The organism is Thalassobacter sp. 16PALIMAR09 (assembly GCF_000765485.1).
Taxonomy (GTDB): domain Bacteria; phylum Pseudomonadota; class Alphaproteobacteria; order Rhodobacterales; family Rhodobacteraceae; genus Thalassobacter; species Thalassobacter stenotrophicus.
In genome coordinates this window covers 562540-583502 of the sequence record NZ_JHAK01000001.1, presented here as the reverse complement: position 1 = coordinate 583502, position 20963 = coordinate 562540, and the positions used below count along the sequence as shown (strand labels likewise).

Below are 20963 nucleotides of genomic sequence, written 5' to 3'. Positions count from 1 at the left end.
CCCAATCTATCAAAGCCGAATGGAGCGTCCGAATGACTGACCCCAAACACCCTCGCGATTTCATCCGCCATGTTGTGTTTTTCACAGCCAAGGACCCAGCGGATCTTCCGAAGATTATTGAGGGGCTAAAGATTTTGGGGGGCATTCCGGGTGTGCAGAACTTCGATGTCGCGCAAAGCAGCAATACCGATCCGCTGACGGATCGGGTGGATGTCGTGGTGTATGGTGAGTTTGCGGATGAGGCCGCGTTGACAGCCTATCGCACGCATCCGCTGTATCAAGAAAGCATCCGCAGGGTCCGGCCCTTGCGTGACACCCGTGTGGCGGCTGACTTTTAGTTGCCGCGCCAGATCCAGCCGCCACCAAAGATGCGGCTGCTGTCGAGGTCATAGAACACACAAGCTTGCCCGGGGCTGACGCCTTCTTCGGCGGTCATCAGCTCAACAGTTGCCTCGGTCGCAGAGATGGGTCGAATGATCGCCTCACGCGGGGGGCGGGTTGAGCGGACCTTGACGCCCACGTGCCATTCATCCCGCGCGGTCAGCGGCGTGTCGCCCAGCCAGTTAATCTCACGCACAGGCACAGACCTGGTGGCGAGCATGCTCTTGGGGCCGACGACGACTTGTTTTGTGTCCGCGTCCAATTTGACCACATAGAGAGGATCGGCCAAACCACCGATGCCCAGCCCGCGGCGTTGACCGATGGTGTAGTTGATCACACCGGTGTGGCTGGCCAACACGCGGCCCTCGGTGTCGACAATGTCGCCGGGTTGACCCGCGCCGGGGCGTAGCTTTTCGATAACGGCGGCGTAGTCACCGTTGGGCACAAAACAGATGTCCTGACTGTCTGGTTTGTCCGCGACGCTCAGCCCGTATTTGGCCGCCAGTGCACGGGTGGCCTCCTTAGAGGGCAGGTGGCCCAGCGGGAACCGCAGATAATCGAGTTGTTCCGCCGTCGTGGAAAACAGGAAATAGCTTTGGTCCCGCGCGGCATCGGCGGCGGAGTGTAGCTCGGCCCCTGCGGCGCCCATCTTGCGTTGGATATAGTGGCCCGTCGCCATGCAATCGGCGTCTAGGTCCTTGGCCGTTTCGAGCAGGTCTTTGAATTTGACCCGTTCATTGCACCGAATACAGGGCACAGGTGTGGCCCCGCCAAGATAGCTGTCGGCGAATTCATCGATCACCGCCTCCCGGAAGGTGTTTTCATAGTCGAGCACATAGTGGGGAAAGCCCATGTCCTCGGCCACCCTGCGGGCATCGTGAATGTCACGACCCGCGCAGCAGGCACCTTTTTTGGCCAAGGCCGCGCCGTGATCGTACAATTGCAGCGTCACACCGACGACATCGTACCCCTCTTCGGCCAATTGCGCGGCCACAACGGAGCTGTCCACGCCGCCCGACATCGCCACAACGACACGCGTGTCAGCAGGGGCTTTTGCAAATCCTAGGGAATTCAAACTCTTGTCGAGGGGCATGCGGCAATCTCCGGGAAACTCTGCGCAGATATATGAAAATCTGAACTATTCTCAAGGGATGACTTCATTTGTCCTTAAAACCTTAGGCTGCATGTGGGGGCCGAAACAGCACACGAGATAGTTAACATGTTTATTAGACGCCCCAAACAACCCCATTCTGTGACCCTGCCGGATGGGCGCCAAATGACCCGCGAAGACTTGCCTTCGCCCAATACACGCCGCTGGGTTGCGAGCCGAAAAGCCTCAGTCGTGATCGGGGTTCAGTCCGGACTTTTGACGCTGGAAGAGGCTCTAGAAACCTATTCCCTGACAGAAGAAGAGTACGCGTCGTGGGTTTATGGGGTCTCGGCGCATGGGGTTTCTGGGCTGAAAACCACTCAAATACAGCGATTTCGGTAATGTTACTTAGGATTTTGTCTATTTGGCCATACAGTAACCAGTAGTTAACCATTTCGAGTCAATCTCTCGTTAACGCCGGGGGCAAACATGGAGATTTGAGATGCGCGTTTTGTTGGTTGAAGATGACCCTACGACATCGAAAAGCATCGAAATGATGCTGACGAATGCAAACCTGAACGTCTATTGCACAGACATGGGTGAGGAGGGGATCGATCTCGCCAAACTATACGACTACGATCTCATTCTGCTTGACCTGAATTTGCCGGACATGAACGGTCACGAAGTGCTGCGACAACTGCGGATGAGCCGGATTGAAACCCCGATCCTGATCCTTTCTGGCGCGGATGACACCGAAAACAAACTCAAAGGGTTTGGGTTTGGGGCCGATGACTACATGACCAAACCGTTCCATCGCGAAGAGCTGGTCGCGCGTATTCACGCCATCATTCGGCGGTCCAAGGGGCACTCTCAGTCGGTGATCAAAACGGGCCGTGTAACGGTTAACCTGGACGCGAAAACGGTCGATGTGGATAATCAGACGGTTCATTTGACAGGTAAAGAGTACCAGATGTTGGAGCTGCTCTCGCTGCGCAAAGGTACGACGCTGACCAAGGAAATGTTCCTGAACCACCTCTATGGCGGTATGGATGAACCTGAGTTGAAGATCATCGATGTGTTCATCTGCAAGCTGCGTAAAAAGCTGTCAGAAGCCACCGGTGGTGAAACACACATCGAGACGGTTTGGGGCCGTGGGTATGTGTTACGCGACCCGGTTGAGGATGAATCGAATAAACCCATCGCCATCGGCGCTTAATCGTACGAGCCGGACTGGAAAAGCGGGCAACACCCTCCTATCACTACCGTGATGAGCGGAGGGGGATACTATGCAGCTTGATGACAATCTTGACGTGCTGACACAAACAGAAGCCGCCGCTGAGCTTGAACGCTTGGCGGCACTTTTGCGTGATGCGAACCTTGCCTATCACCAAGCTGACGCGCCGATCATGTCGGACGCTGAGTTTGATGCGCTACGCCGACGCAATGCAGCACTTGAGGCGCGCTTTCCCGACCTCGTGCGCCAAGATAGCCCCTCTGCTACTCTCGGTGCTCCTGCGGCGGAGGGTTTTGGTAAGATCACACACGCGCAGCGGATGCTGTCACTAGGCAATGCATTCACCGACGAAGATGTGGATGACTTTGTAAAGCGCATCCGTAAATACCTCGGGTTAACTGCGGATACTCCGCTCTGGTTCACGTCTGAGCCAAAAATCGACGGGCTGTCGCTGTCCTTGCGGTATGAGTATGGCAAACTCGTGCAAGCGGCGACACGCGGTGACGGGGCCATCGGTGAGAATGTCACCCAAAACGCGAAAACAATCGAAGATATCCCTCACGTTCTGCCCGCCTCAGCCCCTGAAACCCTAGAGGTTCGGGGTGAAGTTTACATGAGCCACCAAGACTTTGCGGCCCTAAATCAACGGCAGGAAGCTGCGGGGGCAAAAACCTTTGCCAACCCGCGCAACGCGGCCGCAGGATCCTTGCGGCAGTTGGATGTCGCGGTTACCCGCAGTCGCCCGCTGCGGTTCTTTGCCTACGCGTGGGGCGAAACGTCCGCCCCAATCGCAACCTCGCAGGCCGCCGCGATTGAGCAGTTGGCCGAGTGGGGGTTTAGCACCAACCCACTTACGCAACGGGCTTGCAGTGCCAAAAACCTCATCGCCCAATATCACAAAATCGAAGAGCAGCGGGCCGACCTTGGCTATGATATTGATGGGGTGGTCTACAAAGTTGATGATCTGGCCTATCAGGATCGACTTGGCTTGCGCTCGACCACGCCGCGATGGGCGATTGCTCATAAATTTGCCGCTGAACTCGCGTGGACCAAAATCGAAGCCATCGACATTCAGGTCGGGCGAACCGGGGCGCTTAGCCCGGTGGCGCGATTGGTCCCGGTGACTGTTGGCGGGGTGGTCGTGTCGAACGCGACACTCCACAACGAAGATTATATTGCGGGGCGAAACGCGCAAGGGGTCGAAATCCGCGACGGTCGAGACATCCGGGTCGGCGACACAGTGCAAGTTTACCGCGCCGGTGACGTAATCCCGAAGATCAAAGATGTCGACATCTCTCGCCGACCTGAAGATGCGAAACCTTTTGAATTTCCGACCTTATGCCCCGAATGCGGATCCGAAGCGGAGCGTGAGGCCGGTGACGCTGTGCGCCGTTGCACGGGTGGTATGATCTGCCCCGCGCAAGCCGTTGAAAAGCTAAAGCACTTTGTGTCTCGCGCGGCATTTGACATCGAAGGACTGGGCGCAAAACAAGTTGAGCAATTTTACCGCGATGAGTGGATTGCCGAACCAGCGGATATTTTCACACTAGAAACGCGATACGGCTCAGGCCTGCAGGCATTGAAAAACAAAACGGGGTGGGGGGATCGATCGGCCCAAAACCTCTTTGCGGCAATTGATGAAAAACGCAAAATCCCGCTCAACCGGCTGATCTTTGCCCTTGGATTGCGCCACACCGGTGAGGCTGCTAGCAATCTTTTGGCGCGCCACTACAATACATGGACCCGTTTGGCCGCCGCGATGGATGCCGCAACCGACCCGAACAGTGCCGCTTGGGCGGGGCTGATCGACATTGATGGTATCGGCCCCGTAATGGCGCATTCGTTGGTGATGGCTTTTGCCAACCCGCGGGAACGTGCCGCCATAGACAGGCTTGTGGCGCATCTGGATGTGCAGCGGGTCGAAGCGCCAGCAAGTGATGGAAGCCCCGTCGCGGGCAAAACGATCGTGTTCACCGGTACGCTTGAAAAGCAAACAAGGGCCGAGGCCAAAGCCCGGGCCGAGCGGATGGGCGCAAAAGTGTCGGGATCGGTTTCCGCTAAGACGGACATTTTGGTTGCGGGCCCGGGCGCGGGTTCTAAGGCGAAAAAAGCCGCAGATCTCGGCATCGAGATCCTTGATGAGGACGCGTGGTTGGCTTTGAGCCAAGCATGAGCAGCCGTCCTGAGCTTCTTTTCCCGCTGTTTGCGAGTACGGAAACCCTTGCAGGTATCGGCCCCAAAACGGCCAAAGCGTTAACGAATTTGGGCGTCGAGGCGCCCATCGATCTTTTGTTGACACTGCCAAGCTCAATCATCGACCGCCGCCCGGTGCCGACGGTGCAGGGTGCACTAACCGGAAGCGTTGTGACCACCGAGGTTGAAGTTGGCGCGCATATCCCGCCGCGTAGTCGTGGCCGTCCTTACCGCATAGAAGTGCACGACAGTCAGACCGATTTTACGCTCATCTTTTTCCATGCCCGCACTGATTATCTTGAACGAATTCTGCCGGTTGGCGCACGTCGTATCGTCTCTGGCAAAATCGAGTACTTCGATGGTGGTATCCAGATGTCGCATCCGGATCACGTTGTGGCCCCGGATGAGGCAGGTTCGTTGCCGACGTTTGAACCTGTCTATCCGCTGACGGCCGGGATCACGCAAAAGGCGATGTTCAAGGCCACGAGTGACGCATTGGCGCGTGCGCCAGCCTTGACGGAGTGGGTTGACCGTTCGTTACTGGAGCAACGCGTATGGCCTGATTGGCGCATGGCATTAACCATGCTGCATCGACCCGCCCCTGAGGACGGTGTGCACCCGGAGGCCCGCGTGCGCTTGGCTTACGACGAATTTTTCGCCCACCAACTGACACTCGGGTTGGCACGTGCGCGGGATCGGGCACAGCCGGGGATTGCGTCGCGCGGATCAGGCGCATTGACGGCCAAAATCATGGAAGCCTTGCCCTACACCCCCACAGGCGCGCAGTCGCGCGCAGTACAGGAAATCGGTGCGGATTTGGCGCGGCCAGTGCGGATGTCACGACTTTTGCAGGGCGACGTCGGCGCGGGGAAAACGTTGGTCGCGCTACTGTCGATGGTCACTGTTGTAGAGGCCGCCGGCCAAGCGGTCATGATGGCCCCCACGGAAATTCTTGCGCGCCAACACTTGGCAGGGCTGCGCCCCTTGGCAGAAGCCGCGGGCATCGTCGTTGAAATTTTGACGGGCCGCGACAAAGGTGCTGAACGTCGCGCAAAACTAGCGGCCCTCGCAGCCGGTGACATTCACATCCTTGTGGGTACCCACGCGGTATTCCAGCCGGATGTTGTCTTCGCTGATCTGCGCCTTGCGATTGTGGATGAACAGCACAGGTTTGGTGTCGCGCAGCGTCAGATGTTGGGGGAAAAGAACCGCGCAGTTGATATGCTGGTTATGACCGCCACGCCGATTCCACGTTCCCTTTCATTGGCGCAATATGGGCATATGGATGTGTCGGTTTTGGATGAAAAGCCACCTGGGCGCACACCGGTCCGTACCGCACTTGCGGCGCACACGCGGCTTGAGGAAATCGTGGGAAATCTGCGCGGCGCTATAGCTGAGGGCAGGCAGGCCTATTGGGTTTGCCCGTTGGTTGAGGAAAGCGAGGCCGTGGATCTGACCTCAGCCGAGACACGTTTCAAATTGCTGCGCGCCGAATTGGGCGAGGGAAAAGTGGGGCTGGTACACGGTCAGATGCCGCCCGCGGAAAAAGATGCGACCATGGCGGCGTTTGCCGCTGGGGAATTGTTGGTTTTGGTGGCCACAACGGTGATCGAGGTCGGCGTTGATGTCCCCAATGCGTCGATCATGGTGATCGAACGGGCCGAGACGTTCGGCATGGCACAATTGCACCAGCTACGGGGGCGGGTTGGGCGTGGGGCTGCGGCGTCTACGTGCGTTTTGATGTACAAAGCGCCTTTGTCCAAAACGGCCGAACATCGGTTGCGAACCTTGCGGGACAGCGAAGATGGTTTCTTCATTGCAGAGCAAGATCTGCAAATGCGCGGGGCCGGTGACGCAATTGGTACTGCTCAAAGCGGTGTTCCTCGGTTTCGAATTGCCGACTTGGAACAACAGGCCGATCTGATGGCGATTGCACAGTCAGATGCTCGCAAACTTCTCCATGATGATCCGGAGTTGCAAAGCCCTAGGGGCCTCGCAGCGCGTCAGCTTTTATGGCTTTTGCGCCAAGATCGGGCGATCCAGTTGATCTCGGTTGGCTAACTCTCTGGAGTACTGGCTCACAAATGTTCTTATAAAGTTCTTTACATGTTGCGCTACCTGTGAGAACAAAGTGACAACACTCATGAATAAAGCCTTAAGGAGCCTCCTATGACGAACCTTGTGTCCATGATCCGCCGCGCCCCTGAACAGCTAATGATGGATATGCTGGGTGGCGTTTGGCTCGTCTCTCTTGTGCTTGGTGCTCTGCATCTCCCGTCTTTTCTCTGAGCAACCCTCTTCTGCCACTGGCTTTCGTCTGCGCATGCGTCTGTCCCCATTGTGTGCGCTGAGTTCGACAAGTCCACTGCCTCTGGACATATGAACATTGCGAAAATGAGTGGTCTCACCGCCGCCTCCTCGGAGTGCGGCGGGTTTTTATAGCTTATAGCCCATCCGCAATCCGCCCCAATGTTTGCCCTGAACGGTGATGGGAACGGCAAGATCTTTCATGAGAATGAACTCTCCGTTTCCCATGTCGCGGCGATAAACCTGCAATAAAAACGGATCTTGGTTCTGACCCGCTTTCAGGCCAACCCGGTCATCAAACAACCGACGATTTCGGCAGTTTCCAGCGTTCCATTCCGGGTCGTTTCCTTGGGGGTGTGAGAACTTTTTATTGTGCGTCGGTAAATATCCGCTCCGCGTAACGGCGGCGCAAAAGGCAACGCGCGCATCGATCTGTAGGGCCGCTTCTAAGATCGGGGGCAGGACTTGGTCGGTGAAGTCGGTGAATGGCGCCATATGTTGCTGCGGCGCGGTATTGCTTATCGGGGTCAGTTGCCGACTGAACAGATCGTTTTGCGAAATGGTGCCAACCTTAACCGCCTGTTCAAAAAGATCGGCGATCTGTTCCGCCATATCCATTCCAGCCGCGATAAAGGCGCTGTCCGGGGTCTCTGCCCCCAGTCCAGTGGTTGCTTGGACGATTTTTTCACAGCTATCGACCATTCCCTCAAGTCGGCCGCGCGCCTTAGTAATCCCGTCCCCCACGGTCGTCGCACTTGCCTCAATCAGTTTAAACGGAGCGGCGAAGGCTGCGGTCGCGGCCTCAACATCCCGGGCGCGGGCCGAGATGTTGGTTGCGTCCTGATGGGTGCGTTCGGTGCTATGCGTAATATCGCGCAGAGCTGCGTGCGTGCTATCGGCAGCGTCGACCAAATGGGCTGTTTGCTCTGCGGTGGTTTGGGCGTCTACGCGCATTGCGGTCGTCCAATCACCAAGGTTGGTTATATTGTCGCCGATGCCTGCGGCGGCCTGTGCTGTCTGGCGGGACAAGTCTTTGATCGCATCAGCCACCACCGCAAAGCCTTTGCCTGCGTCGCCTGCGCGCGCGGCCTCAATCGTAGCGTTGATTGCAAGGATATTGACCTGCTTGGCAATCGTCGTGATTTGCCCATTCGACTGGACAATCGATTTGAGCGTGGCGTCCAACTCGGCAACGCGGTCCTCTATGCCAGCGACCCAGGCGGCCATGTTTTTGGTCGTATCAAGTGACGCTTCAATCGACGCGGAAGAGGCTTTGACCTTCTCCAACGTTTCTGTGGCTGCTTGGGTGACCGACACGACAGTTTCGATCACGCCTTGGTTTGCGGTCTCAATGTTCTGCGCACCATTGCGCGCGTCCCTAAGGCTGACCATCTGGTTTTGTGCCAAGCCGTCCACCTCATCAAAGAACCCAGCCAAGTCCACGACATCGTAGCCCGTGCGAGAGGCAAGGGTGGCAAGCCGTGTCACGGCAGCGGTATCAATATCGGTGGCCTGCGCGCCTAATTCTAGGCCCTCGGGTAAAGCGACCATTGCGAATCTCCCGTGGTTTCTTTCCAAACCATAGGCGCAGATCGGTTACGGAGCCGTTAAGTGCGAACCAGCTGTTTCGCTTGGCGCGATCTGTTCAGCGGCCTCTAGGGCTGCATCAAACGCCAGCAGGATCGACGCATGGCGGTTCTTGTATTCCCGTGCGGGCAGTAACACTTCCAAATCATGAAACGGTGCGTCGGGGGCAGGGCCCTCATTGCGCAGCATTTCAATCAATTGGGCACGCGCGGTGCTTACTTCATCAATCGTGCGCCCGATAATTCCAGAGCCGACAACAGACGCCGCAGCCTGACCCAGTGCACAGGCCTTCACGTCTTGGCCGTATTCGCTAATGCGCCCGTCATCCATCGCCAAATCGACAGTCACCATTGATCCGCACATCGGTGATCGCTTGCGCGCAGTGGCCTGCGGTGCGCTCAAACGCGCAGTATGGGGCATATTGGCCGCGAGTGCCAAAATTCGTCCGCTGTAAAGCTTGATCAGGTCTGTATCGCTCATCTGCCAGTGCCTTGATGTTTTGGACAAAAGCGGGTGCATCCGCGTGCCGTCATAGATAGACTGTTTGTGGATTTTTGCAATGGAGCAACCCGATGGCCTTTGACCCCTCAACCCTGACTTATAACGCACAAGGGCTCATCCCCGTGATCGCACAAGACTGCGACACGCATGAGGTTTTGATGATGGCGTGGATGAACGCAGAAGCCGTCACCAAAACACTTGAAACACGCCGCGTAACCTATTGGTCACGCTCGCGGCAGGCGTTTTGGGTCAAGGGCGAAAGCTCGGGCAATACCCAAGCCCTCGAGGCACTGCGCGTAGATTGCGACCGCGATTGCTTGCTCGCCCTGGTGCGTCAAACCGGGCCTGCCTGTCACACCAACCGAAGGGTCTGTTTTTATACGGATATCACGGATGAGGGCGAACAGGTGCTGATGGAGCCGATGGCCTGATCATAACCCGCGTTCTGAGGGTTGACCGTTAGCGCTAACATTGATACTTGGCGGTGACGAAAGAGGAGAGACGTATGCCTGTTAACGACACAATTGCCGCCATTACCGAGCGTGTTGTGGCACGTTCCAAATCCGCGCGGAGCCAATACTTGGATCGGATGCGCCGCGCCGCCGAAGATGGCCCGCGTCGGGCGCATCTGTCCTGCTCGAACCAAGCTCACGCCTACGCTGCGATGGGTGACGACAAGGACGCGCTGGTCGCAGAGCGTGCGCCCAATATTGGGATCGTGACGGCCTACAATGATATGCTGTCGGCGCACCAACCGTTCAAAGATTATCCAGACCGCATCAAGGACGCCGCCCGCAAGGTCGGCGCCACCGCGCAGATCGCGGGCGGTGTTCCCGCGATGTGCGACGGCGTCACGCAAGGGCAGGTCGGGATGGAGCTTTCGCTCTTTTCACGCGATGTGATTGCCTTGGCGACGGGGGTCGCACTTACGCATAACACCTTTGATGCGGCACTTTACCTTGGGGTCTGTGACAAGATCGTCCCAGGTCTGATTATCGGGGCTGCAACCTTTGGTTATCTGCCGGGCATCTTTGTGCCTGCGGGGCCGATGGTCTCGGGCCTGCCGAACGACGAAAAAGCCATGATCCGTCAGCAATTCGCAAAGGGCGAGATTGATCGCGCCACGCTGATGAAGGCCGAGATGGATAGCTATCACGGCCCCGGAACTTGCACGTTCTACGGCACTGCGAATTCAAACCAAATGCTGATGGAGTTCATGGGCCTGCATATGCCCGGCGCCTCCTTCATCAACCCCGGCACACCACTGCGTGACGCGTTGACGGATGCTGCAACCGAACGCGCGGCTGCGATCACGGGCCTAGGCAATGCCTACACGCCCGTGTGCGATATCCTCGACGAAAAGGCCATTGTGAACGGCCTTGTAGGGCTGATGGCGACGGGCGGCTCAACGAACCTTGTGATTCACATGATCGCAATGGCGCGTGCGGCAGGTGTCATCATCGATCTCCAAGACTTCGCGGATATCTCAGAGGCAACGCCCCTTATGGCGCGGGTCTATCCCAACGGTCTCGCGGACGTGAACCACTTCCACGCAGCGGGCGGGCTGGCCTACATCATCCACGATCTACTCGAGACTGGCCATTTGCATGAGGACGTCAAAACAGTCGCGGGCGCGGGCCTTTCCAAGTATGCAACTGAGCCGAAACTCAATGGCGACCGCGTCAACTGGGAACCGGGGCCTCGCGCCACACTCAATCCCAAGATTCTCCGTTCCGCTTCAGAGGCTTTCCAGCCCTCGGGCGGCCTCAAACAGCTTTCGGGCAATCTTGGGCGCGGCGTGATGAAGGTCTCCGCTGTCGACCCGGCCTACCATAGCCTTGAGGCCCCGGCGCGCGTGTTTGAGGACCAAGAACAAGTCAAAGCCGCCTTCAAGGCGGGCACATTGACCGACGATGTTGTGATTGTCGTCCGCTACCAAGGCCCCAAAGCCAATGGCATGCCCGAACTGCACGGGCTGACCCCGGTGCTCTCGATCCTCCAAGGGCGCGGCCAGCGCGTGGCCCTCGTGACGGACGGTCGGATGTCGGGCGCATCGGGCAAAATCGCGTCCGCCATTCACGTCTCGCCCGAGGCGCTTGATGGGGGCGTGATTGCGCAAGTCCAAGATGGCGACATTGTACGTGTCGATGCCACCAATGGCGTTCTCGAAGTGTTGACACCGGGTGTCACGGATCGTCCAATCACGCATCCAGACCTCACCGCAAACCAATCCGGCATCGGGCGGGAGCTGTTTGACATCTTTCGCCAAACCGCTGGTAGTGCCGACACGGGTGCAGGAGTGGTCGTCTAGCACGCTCCGCCTCCTTTGTTCCCCAAATACTCCCGCCGGAGGCACCCGACCTCTCAACACAGGACCAAACTATGACCCCTCTCGAACAATCCTCCGCCACACGTTCAATCTGCGCCGCAGCCCCTGTCGTGCCTGTCCTCGTTTTGGATGATGCAAGCACGGCAGCTGATCTGGCGCGGGCGTTGGTGGCCGGCGGCTTGCCCGCACTTGAGGTCACATTGCGCACAGATGCGGCTCTCGATGCGATCCGTGAGATGGCACAGGTCGAAGGCGGGATCGTCGGTGCCGGCACGCTCCTGACGGCGGCGGACGTAAAGGCCGCCAAAGACGCTGGCGCGCAGTTTGGTGTCTCGCCGGGGGCCACACCTCATCTCTTGGCGGCTTGCCAAGAATACGGCCTGCCGCTCTTGCCCGGTGCGGCCACGGCAACAGAAGCGATGGCCTTGCTGGAGCAGGGCTACGACATGCTCAAGTTCTTCCCTGCTGAGGCTGCCGGCGGTGCCCCTGCGCTGAAATCACTGGCCAGCCCGCTGCCACAAATCACCTTTTGCCCCACGGGTGGTGTTTCTCCGCAGAACGCGGGCAGCTACTTGGCGCTGCCCAACGTGGTCTGTGTTGGTGGCTCTTGGGTTGCTCCCGCCTCCGCTATTGCGGCACGAGATTGGGCCGGGATCGAGGCTTTGGCACGTGAGGCGGCAAGCCTCACGGCCTAAGGTCTATTGGACAGGCAGTTTGACCGGGAACCGGGCGCGCAGGCGGGCGTCCAATCCTGCATCGAACACCGCATTTGACCGCTGGCTAAGGATCTCCTCCTTGCGTGCTGTGGCTTTCTTGAGCAACTCGGGGCGGCCGTTTTCCTCCCATTCCTTGGGGGAGCTTCGGTCCGCTAGCGCGGGGTAAATGAACTCCGTCTGCATCAACCTCAGGGTTTGATCTGTCCCGAGGTAATGACCCGGCCCGCCAAGACAGGTGCTGCGCATCGTATCCAGCGCGAGAGTGTCAGAGTTAACCTCAATCCCGCGCACGCACCTGAGGGCTTGCCCGATTAGGTCATCGCCCAAAATCAGGCTCTCAAGGCAGAACCCAAGAAGAGAGGCGTGCATGCCTGCTGCTTCATAGACCATATTCAAACCGGCGAGCCCTGCAAGTGTGTTCGATATCCCTTGCTCCCATCCCGCTTGCATGTCGGGCAGCTTGGCATCGGCAATGCCGGCCGCGGCACCTCCGGGAAGCCCGTAAAAGCGGTGCATCTGTGCGCAACCTGCGGTCAATAGCGCTTGCTCGCCCGAACCGCCCGACATCGCGCCCGTGCGCAAATCAGACACAAATGGCCATGTGCCAAAAATAGCCGGATGCCCCGGTGCCATCGCGTTGACATAGACAACGCCTGCAAGGCACTCAGCTACGGCCTGAACAATGGCACCTGCGATGGGGGCAGGGGCTGTCGCACCCGCTTGACCGGCCGATAGAAGCAGTACCGGCATGCCTGCCTCGATGCAGGCCTCCATGACAAGGCAGCTTTCCGTGGCGAACTTCATAGGCGGGACGACAAAACAGTTCGAGTTCGACACAAATGGCCGCGCGCGCCAGGCCTCATCACTGCCCGCCACCTCACGCAGAAATTCGAGGCACATGGGCACGGTGACGGCATCCACAAATGAGGTGCCGATGTGCTTGGTTGTGCCCGAAACGCAGGCATACAGGGTGTTGAGGTCCATCTCCTGTGCGTCCGGGATGTCGCGCGGGACCATGGGGCGTTGCAAAAAGTGGACGTTATCCAAGCGGTCCGCAATACGAGCCGCGTCGTAAAGGTCCTGTAAGGTGCTTTCGCGGTAGGTGCCGGTTTCAACGTCCACCATATGAACCGCGGCCCCGGCTGTGCCGTAGTGCACTTTGCTCCCACTAAGGTGCAAATCGTGGGCCGGGTCGCGTCCTTGCAACGTGATCTCACGTGCGGCCAATTCCAGCGATTGCATGACCAGCGCGCGTGGAAACCGCAGGCGTTTGTCGTCACCCAGCGTGGCACCTGCGCGGGTCATGATCTCCACCCCCGAGGGGGGCGCATCCGCGAGGCCGATTTCTTCGAGCGCTGTCAGTGCGGCCTCATGGATGGCAAGTATGTCATCTTGGCTGAGCGGGTTGAACGTGCCGCCGGGCAATCCGGCGCGAACGGGTGTCACATCGGCCGCAAGAGGGGCTGCACGCAGCGCATGACGCGCGGCGCGGCCACCGGCGCGCGGACTGCGCCGTTTGGGTTCTGCATTCATGTTTGATCTCGATCTGGAGTAAGGGCAGGAAAGGGTGGTCAGCCCTTGGTCGGTCTGCCCCGCGCCGCACGTCCCCTATCCGCACCGATGGTGCGGCTCACAAGCGCGATCTTCCAATCATTGTCGCGGTGGTGTTTTTTCTTGCGGCTCATGGTGCCAGCTATGCATGCGATTCCCCGTTCCGCGCGCTTGGAAGCGACAAAGTGTCGTTTTCAGACTTCGAAAGCAGATGCGCTGTGGGGCTAGGCCGCCTTAGAGGCCAAATCGGCCGCGAACTGCAAAAGCGTTTCGACCGCTGAACGCAGGGCCGCATCATCCACCGTCAGCGCCAGCCGGATGTGGCCAGCGGCTGATGCGCCAAAGCTTTCGCCGGGCATGGTCGCGATGTGATGGGCGTCGAGCAAGGCATCGGCAAACGCCTCACCGCTCAGGCCCGTGGCACGGACATCCAACATTAGATACATCGCCCCCCCAGAAGGCAGCGCGCGCACGATATCTTGGGCGTTGATCTGGACCAGCGTTTGATCGCGGCGGCGCCGGAACGGTGCAGCGATTTCGGCCTCAAACGCATCCCCTTGGCGTAAGGCCCACAGAGCGGCGTCCTGCAAGAACCCCGGCACGCCATAGGTCGTGTGGGTCGATAAGTTGATGAGGTGGGCGATGATGTCTTCTGGCCCCACCAACCACCCGACCCGAGAGCCTGTCATCGCATGGCTCTTGGACATTGAGCCGACCACCAAGGTCCGTTCCGCCATACCGGGCAGGGCGCGGGGTGACAGGTGCGCGCCGTCCCAGACTTGGGTGTCATAGACTTCATCCGAAATCAGCCACATGTCGTTGGCACAGGTGAAATCGGCAATGATGCCGAGTGTTTCGGCGCCATAGATCACGCCTGTGGGGTTGTTCGGCGTGTTGATCAGCAGGCTGCGGGCCGGTGCGTTGCCTAATGCAGCATCAAGGGCCGGGCGTGTGGGTTGGAAATCGGCCTCCGACTGGGTGGGAACGGATACGGCCACGCCACCGGCGCCCCGGATCGTGCCGGGATAGGTCGCGTAATACGGGTCTAGGTACAGCGCGCGTTCACCGGGGTCGAGCGCGGCCATATGCGCGGCAAACAGCGCGGATTGCCCGCCGGGGGTGATGACAACGTTTTGCGGCCCCGTTGGGACGCCTGTGCGGGCTTGGACACGGGCGGCGACAGCGGCGCGTAAATCCGGGATGCCGGGCACGGCGGCATAGCCTGTGTGGCCTGCGCGGGCGGCCCTGTGCATTTCGTCCAAAATCGCAGGGCTGGTGCGAATGTCATGCTCTCCGATGGTCAGTTCAACCACGGGCGTGCCTGCGGCCTTCATGGCGCGAGCTTTGTAGAACACATCCCACCCGTCGGAGCCGCCGCCGGTCAATCCACTCAACCTGTGTGATACATTCATTGCGGCGTCCCCTACTGTGATTTGGGCGCACCAAGCCATGGGATCGCGCCCATGTCAAACCGCACTACGGGGGTGTTAACGCTCGGCGCTGCCCGCGCTGAGCCGCCGCGCAGGCGAGAGGGTCGAGAGTACGACTTCATAGGATGTGGTCACTCGATCCATGATCTCACTTCGGGGGCGATTCCACCCGATCATGACCCATCCACCCTCACGCAGGTAGGGCGGTTGGGTCGCTTTGCCCAATTCAATCAGGACCGAGGCGCTGTGGGCTGTTCGGCATTTGACGGAGATTCCAGAGCCGTCTGTGGCATAGGCCGCAAACATTTTGCTCCCGACTTTCCAGACCTTAATTTCGGGCCCGAAAGGGAAGTCTAACGTGGTGCCCCGTAGGCTCGCACAATGTGTATCTACGTCAGCAGCAAGCATGAAATACAACCTATTGGAGAATTAGTGATTTGCAAACCTTTTTCAACGCGATCTGGGCGGTGGATGCGGGCGGCGGGTTTCAAGATGCAGCGCAACCTGATAACCGAGCGCGGCAGGCGAGTAGATGTGCTCGCCCCTGACAAGGAGATCCGGCCATGACGGCGCCCCAGATCCGTTTGCGCAACTCGCTCACGCGCAAAGTTGAGCCCTTTGACCCGGTGACGCCCGGCGAAGTGAGCATGTATCTGTGTGGCCCCACGGTCTATGATCGCGCCCACCTTGGCAACGCGCGCAACGTGATCCTGTTCGACGTGCTTTTCCGTTTGTTCCAAGAGGTTTACGGCGCGGATCATGTCACCTACGTGCGGAATTTCACGGACGTAGACGACAAGATTAACGCCCGTGCAGCGCAATCGGGCCGGGCGATCGGCGACATCACCGATGAGACGATCGGCTGGTACCTGGACGATATGGGGGCGCTTGGCGCGCTGGAACCCACGCATATGCCCCGCGCCACGCAGTACATCCCGCAAATGGTGGCGATGATCGAAGATTTGATCGCCAAAGACCATGCCTATGCGGCTGAGGGGCACGTGCTGTTTCGGGTCGCAAGCTACAGTGACTATGGGCGGCTATCGGGGCGGTCCGTGGACGACATGATCGCAGGGGCGCGGGTGGAAGTGGCGCCCTACAAAGTTGACCCCATGGATTTTGTCCTTTGGAAACCGTCGGACGCCGAAACGCCCGGTTGGGATAGCCCGTGGGGCCGGGGCCGTCCCGGTTGGCACATCGAATGCTCGGCCATGGCCTATGAGCTATTGGGCGAGACCTTCGATATCCACGGCGGTGGCAATGACTTGATGTTCCCGCACCATGAGAATGAGATCGCACAATCGTGCTGCGCCAATCCGGGCGCGGGTTTTGCGAAGGTTTGGCTGCACAATGAGATGTTACTGGTCGAGGGCAAAAAGATGTCCAAATCCTTGGGCAACTTTTTCACCGTGCGGGACCTGTTGGACAAAGGCGTGCCGGGTGAGGTGATCCGGTTCGTGTTCCTATCCACGCATTACGGCAAGCCGATGGATTGGACCGAGCGGAAAGCCGAGGATGCCGCGAAAACGTTGCGCAAGTGGCGGGCGCTCACGGCGGGCGTTGAACCCACCGCGACCGCGGCCCCTGAGGTGATCGCAGCGCTTTGTGACGACGTGAACACAGCCGGGGCAATCGCGACGTTGCACAAATTGGCGGGCGCGGGGGACGCGGCGGATTTGTTGGCGTCTGCCCGTTTGATGGGCCTTTTGACCGAGGACTTGGGGGGCTGGGACAACGTGGACCTGAGTGTCTATGAAACCGCCCTAACCGAGGCGCGCGCGGGGGCTATGGCGACCAAGGATTTCGCTGAGGTGGACCGATTGAAAACGGCTCTCTTGGCCGCTGGCGTTGAAGTCCGGATGAGCAAGGAAGGCGTGGCCTTGTCCGCCGGTACGGGGTTCGATCCGGCTGCGTTGGAGGGACTTGTATGATGTACCCCCACCAAACCGCACTGAACGCCGAACAGGGGCAGGCCCTATGACCCGCGCTAAACTCTCCCTCTATGACACGACCCTGCGCGACGGGCAGCAGACCCAAGGCGTTCAGTTCTCCACGGCTGAGAAACAAGCGATTGCGGCCATGCTCGACACGCTTGGGGTCGACTATATTGAGGGCGGCTGGCCCGGAGCGAACCCAACAGACAGCGCGTTTTTTGAAACCGCACAAACACAGCACGCGACCCTGACGGCCTTTGGCATGACCAAACGGGTCGGCCGCTCGGCGGAGAACGACGATGTGCTGGCCGCCGTGTTGAACGCAGGCACCCCTGCGGTGTGCTTGGTGGGCAAAACACACCCGTTCCACGTGGATACGGCATTGGGCTGCACGCTAGACGAAAACCTTGAGGCGATCCGCGCCTCCGTCGCGCATGTCACGGCCCAAGGGCGCGAGGCCCTGTTCGACGCGGAGCATTTCTTTGACGGCTACTCAGCTGATCCAGACTACGCGATTGCCTGCGCGACCACCGCACTTGATGCCGGCGCGCGCTGGATCGTTCTATGCGACACGAACGGCGGCACAATGCCCGGCCGCATCGCGGAAGTAACGCGCGCGGTCATCGAAGCCGGTGTGCCCGGCAGCCATCTGGGCATTCACACGCACAACGATACCGAACAGGCCGTGGCGGGCAGCTTGGCGGCGGTTGAGGCCGGGGCGCGCCAGATCCAAGGCACACTCAACGGGTTGGGGGAGCGCTGCGGAAATGCCAACCTGACTGCGTTGATCCCGACACTGGTCCTGAAATCTCCCTATAGGGAGATGTTCGACACCGGCATTTCCACCGATGGCCTTGCCGACCTCACGCGGATTTCGCGTAAACTGGATGATATCCTTAACCGCGTGCCCCGACGCGAAGCAGCCTATGTAGGCGCCTCCGCGTTCGCGCACAAAGCGGGCCTACACGCGAGCGCAATTGCGAAAAACCCCGCAACCTATGAACATATCCCACCCGAAACCGTGGGCAATGCACGCATCATTCCGATGTCAAACCAAGCGGGTCTGTCGAACCTGCGCAAACGGCTGGAGGGCGCGGGCCTGCCGACAGACGACACGGACGCGCTGCGGCTAATCCTCGATCGGATCAAAACGCGTGAGGACGCAGGCTACAGCTATGACACCGCACAGGCCAGCTTTGAGCTGCTCGCCCGCGAGGCTCTGGGCCAGCTCCCCGACTTCTTTGAGGTTAAGCGCTACCGCGTCACGGTTGAGCGGCGCAAAAATAAGTATGACCAGATGGTGAGCCTGTCGGAGGCCGTGGTGGTCGTAAAGGTCGGCGGTGAGAAAAAGCTATCCGTCAGTGAAAGCATGGATGCCGAAGGCACGGACCGCGGCCCCGTTAACGCGCTGGCGAAGGCCTTGACCAAGGATCTCGGTGCCTACCAAGATCTGATCGAAGACATCCGGCTGGTAGACTTCAAGGTCCGCATAACCCAAGGCGGTACCGAGGCGGTCACCCGCGTGATCATCGACAGCGAAGACGACAAGGGCCGCCGCTGGTCCACCGTGGGGGTTTCGGCCAACATTGTGGACGCGAGCTTTGAGGCCTTGGTCGATGCGATCCGCTGGAAGCTGGTGCAAGACACGTGAGCCTACAGGCCTGCGCCGAACTGGTCGAACGGGGCGATCCTGACCGCTTTTTGGCAACGATGGCCGCGCCGCCTGCGCTGCGGGCCACACTTTTTCCGCTGTATGCGTTCAACGTGGAAATCGCACGCGCCCCTTGGGTGACCCAAGAACCGATGATCGCAGAGATGCGGTTGCAATGGTGGCGCGATGCGCTCGAAGAGATAGAGGCGGGTGGGGCGGTGCGCCGTCATGAAGTTGTCTCACCGCTGGCTGAGCTATTGGATGCAGAGGCATGCGCCACGCTCGATCTGGCTGTGGCCGCCCGGAGATGGGACATCTACAAGGGCCCATTCGAAGACGCGGCGCACTTCGACAGATACCTCGATGAAACAAGCGCAGGCGTCCTCTGGACAGCCGCTCGGCTTACTGGCGCGCGCGCCTCTGAAGAACCAGCCGTTCGCGCTTGGGGCAGGGCACTAGGCCTCGCCAACTGGTTCCGTGCTGTTCCGGCGCTTGAGGCCGCAAACCGGATCCCTCTGGTGGACGGTCGTCCCGAAGCCATTCGGTCTCTCGCGGCCCAAGCTCTGAATCTCCCCAAACCGGCGAAAAACGCGGCCCTGCTTCCGGCGTGGCAGGTCAAGGTGCTTTTGAAACAAGTGGCTCAAAACCCGATGCGCGTCGCGGAGGGAAGCCTCGGCCAATCCGAATTCAGAAAGCGGATCAGCCTCGCAAAGGCCGCAGTTCTGGGGCTCTAGCGCGCTCCTTTGTTCCACAAATACTCATAAGCGCCGCAGGCGCGCATCGCATCGCGATAAACGAAACCGTCTTAGGCGATTTCCATCGGCCGCAAGCGAAGCCAGATCAAAGCCGCCCCAGCAAGCGTTAAAAACGGGACCATAGCGATGTTCACGGCTGTCCAGCCCGCAACCATATCAGCGCCCGAGTTCACCAATCCGCCCGAGCTGAGCGAGGCCAGTGTGACGAACCCGAATACGATCAGATCGTTCAAACCTTGCGCAGTGCCGCGCTCCTCTGGTGCGTGGTTCGCCGTTAACATGGCTGTTGCGCCGATGAAGCCAAAGTTCCAGCCAAGCCCGAGCAATACCAATGCGCCGTAAAAGTTGAACAGGTCCACACCCGCGATCGCGACCACACCTGCAAGGCCAAGTGCCAACAGGCCTACGGATACGACCTTGCTCGCGCCGAAGCGCGCGATCAAATGCCCGGTAAAGAACGACGGCGCGAACATCGCGATCACATGAGCGGACACAATGTCCGCCGCGTCGCCGGTCGTAAAGCCGCAGCCCACGACAGCCAGTGGCGTCGAGGTCATGATGAGGTTCATCAGCGAATAGGTCACCATCCCACAGATGATCGCGACCAAAACGGCAGGGTCGCGCAACAGCTCCATCCTCGTGCGGCCTTTTGGGGCGTTGGCGGCAACAGGCGCAGGTTTTGGCATGTCTAGGAACCAAAACAGCGACATACCAACAATGTTCAGAACGGCCGCCGCAAGATATGTGCCCAAGAACGGATAAATAAACGCTTCGTTCGTGACCTTGACCAGCTGTGGCCCCAACAAAGCTGCCACAAGGCCGCCTGCCATCACGTAGGAAATCGCTTTGGGCCGATAGGCATCCGATGCACCATCAGCCGCGGCAAAGCGGTAGAACCCTTGCGCGGACATATAAATGCCGGTGCAGTAGCTGCCCATCAGGAACAACGCGAAGCTGTCTAGGTAAAGTGCCGCCGCACAAATTAGCCCGCCAGCGGCCCCGCCAAGCGCGCCGATCACAAAACCAACCTGTCGGCCCATCCGCTGCATGAGCGGTGAAATCCACGGCGCTGTGGTCATTGAGCCGAACACAATCAGCGAAATCGGCAGCGTGGCCAGCAGTGGGGAAGGTGCAATCGTCAGGCCCGCCAAACCGCCCACCACAAAGAGCATAGGCATCTGCGCGCCCAAAATCGCTTGGGCCATGACCAAGACGATTACATTGCGTTTGGCGCGGGCGTCGTTTGTCGACGGATCAACGATTGCTGTCATGCTCTTGTCCTACAGTCTACCCAGCACCGCGTC

18 protein-coding genes are annotated in these 20963 nt (G+C 59.3%); 11 read left to right on the top strand and 7 right to left on the bottom strand.

What is annotated here, in order from left to right; genetic code table 11:
* Positions 1-32 precede the first annotated feature (32 nt).
* On the top strand, positions 33-338 hold the full coding sequence (locus tag PM04_RS02845; protein ID WP_038003449.1) for a Dabb family protein: 306 nt from the start codon (positions 33-35) through the stop codon (positions 336-338).
* On the opposite strand, the gene mnmA is transcribed toward PM04_RS02845, so the two are convergent.
* Positions 335-1474, bottom strand: a complete 1140-nt coding sequence (gene mnmA / locus PM04_RS02840) for a tRNA 2-thiouridine(34) synthase MnmA (RefSeq protein WP_038003447.1) — start codon at positions 1472-1474, stop codon at positions 335-337. The two genes, PM04_RS02845 and mnmA, sit on opposite strands and share 4 nt — an antisense overlap.
* A gap of 126 nt (positions 1475-1600) precedes the next feature.
* Here mnmA and PM04_RS17585 point away from each other — a divergent pair, with 126 nt between their 5' ends.
* The 4 genes from PM04_RS17585 to recG all read left to right on the top strand — a co-directional run bounded on the left by PM04_RS17585 (position 1601) and on the right by recG (position 6959).
* On the top strand, positions 1601-1873 hold the full coding sequence (locus tag PM04_RS17585; protein ID WP_038009611.1) for a DUF1153 domain-containing protein: 273 nt from the start codon (positions 1601-1603) through the stop codon (positions 1871-1873).
* 100 nt (positions 1874-1973) lie between these two features.
* Entirely contained in the window at positions 1974-2687 is a 714-nt protein-coding gene (ctrA, locus tag PM04_RS02835) for a response regulator transcription factor CtrA (protein WP_038003445.1), read from the top strand.
* Positions 2688-2757: 70 nt separating this feature from the next.
* Positions 2758-4878: an NAD-dependent DNA ligase LigA gene (gene ligA / locus PM04_RS02830; RefSeq protein ID WP_038003443.1), complete on the top strand. Its 2121-nt coding sequence runs from the start codon at positions 2758-2760 to the stop codon at positions 4876-4878.
* On the top strand, positions 4875-6959 hold the full coding sequence (recG, locus tag PM04_RS02825; protein ID WP_038003442.1) for an ATP-dependent DNA helicase RecG: 2085 nt from the start codon (positions 4875-4877) through the stop codon (positions 6957-6959). The genes ligA and recG overlap by 4 nt, the downstream gene beginning before the upstream one ends.
* 375 nt (positions 6960-7334) lie before the next feature.
* Here the strand turns inward: recG and PM04_RS02820 are convergent, their stop codons facing one another.
* Together PM04_RS02820 and PM04_RS02815 are read right to left on the bottom strand one after the other, a co-directional pair.
* Positions 7335-8756: a methyl-accepting chemotaxis protein gene (locus PM04_RS02820; RefSeq protein ID WP_052068407.1), complete on the bottom strand. Its 1422-nt coding sequence runs from the start codon at positions 8754-8756 to the stop codon at positions 7335-7337.
* A 45-nt stretch (positions 8757-8801) separates the two neighbouring features.
* Complete coding sequence (locus PM04_RS02815) at positions 8802-9272, bottom strand: iron-sulfur cluster assembly scaffold protein (RefSeq protein ID WP_038003440.1); 471 nt, start codon at positions 9270-9272, stop codon at positions 8802-8804.
* Between the two features lie 92 nt (positions 9273-9364).
* Here PM04_RS02815 and hisI point away from each other — a divergent pair, with 92 nt between their 5' ends.
* From hisI to eda, 3 genes are all read left to right on the top strand, one after another.
* Positions 9365-9724, top strand: a complete 360-nt coding sequence (gene hisI, locus PM04_RS02810) for a phosphoribosyl-AMP cyclohydrolase (RefSeq protein ID WP_038003438.1) — start codon at positions 9365-9367, stop codon at positions 9722-9724.
* Positions 9725-9798: 74 nt separating this feature from the next.
* The gene (gene edd, locus PM04_RS02805; RefSeq protein WP_038003436.1) at positions 9799-11604 is read left to right on the top strand and encodes a phosphogluconate dehydratase; all 1806 of its coding nucleotides are present in this window, start codon (positions 9799-9801) and stop codon (positions 11602-11604) included.
* A 71-nt stretch (positions 11605-11675) separates the two neighbouring features.
* Positions 11676-12317, top strand: a complete 642-nt coding sequence (gene eda, locus PM04_RS02800; protein ID WP_038003434.1) for a bifunctional 4-hydroxy-2-oxoglutarate aldolase/2-dehydro-3-deoxy-phosphogluconate aldolase — start codon at positions 11676-11678, stop codon at positions 12315-12317.
* A 3-nt stretch (positions 12318-12320) separates the two neighbouring features.
* Here eda and PM04_RS02795 read toward each other — a convergent pair whose 3' ends face one another.
* From PM04_RS02795 to PM04_RS02785, 3 genes are all read right to left on the bottom strand, one after another.
* A complete protein-coding gene (locus PM04_RS02795) occupies positions 12321-13871 on the bottom strand; it encodes a trimethylamine methyltransferase family protein (protein ID WP_038003432.1) in 1551 nt (516 codons plus the stop codon).
* A gap of 242 nt (positions 13872-14113) precedes the next feature.
* A complete protein-coding gene (locus PM04_RS02790; RefSeq protein ID WP_038003430.1) occupies positions 14114-15301 on the bottom strand; it encodes a pyridoxal phosphate-dependent aminotransferase in 1188 nt (395 codons plus the stop codon).
* A 75-nt stretch (positions 15302-15376) separates the two neighbouring features.
* A complete protein-coding gene (locus tag PM04_RS02785; protein WP_072936621.1) occupies positions 15377-15727 on the bottom strand; it encodes an MmcQ/YjbR family DNA-binding protein in 351 nt (116 codons plus the stop codon).
* Positions 15728-15882: 155 nt separating this feature from the next.
* Between PM04_RS02785 and cysS the strand changes: the two genes are divergently transcribed.
* The 3 genes from cysS to PM04_RS02770 are packed head-to-tail and all read left to right on the top strand — an operon-like array spanning position 15883 to position 19638.
* Positions 15883-17250, top strand: coding sequence for a cysteine--tRNA ligase (gene cysS / locus PM04_RS02780; RefSeq protein WP_038003426.1), 1368 nt, complete (start codon positions 15883-15885; stop codon positions 17248-17250).
* 46 nt (positions 17251-17296) lie between these two features.
* Positions 17297-18904: a citramalate synthase gene (gene cimA, locus PM04_RS02775; RefSeq protein ID WP_038003423.1), complete on the top strand. Its 1608-nt coding sequence runs from the start codon at positions 17297-17299 to the stop codon at positions 18902-18904.
* Positions 18901-19638 (top strand): squalene/phytoene synthase family protein, encoded by a 738-nt coding sequence (locus PM04_RS02770; protein ID WP_038003421.1) that lies wholly within the window; start codon positions 18901-18903, stop codon positions 19636-19638. The genes cimA and PM04_RS02770 overlap by 4 nt, the downstream gene beginning before the upstream one ends.
* A gap of 71 nt (positions 19639-19709) precedes the next feature.
* Here the strand turns inward: PM04_RS02770 and PM04_RS02765 are convergent, their stop codons facing one another.
* A complete protein-coding gene (locus tag PM04_RS02765; RefSeq protein ID WP_038003419.1) occupies positions 19710-20930 on the bottom strand; it encodes an MFS transporter in 1221 nt (406 codons plus the stop codon).
* Between the last annotated feature and the right edge of the window lie 33 nt (positions 20931-20963).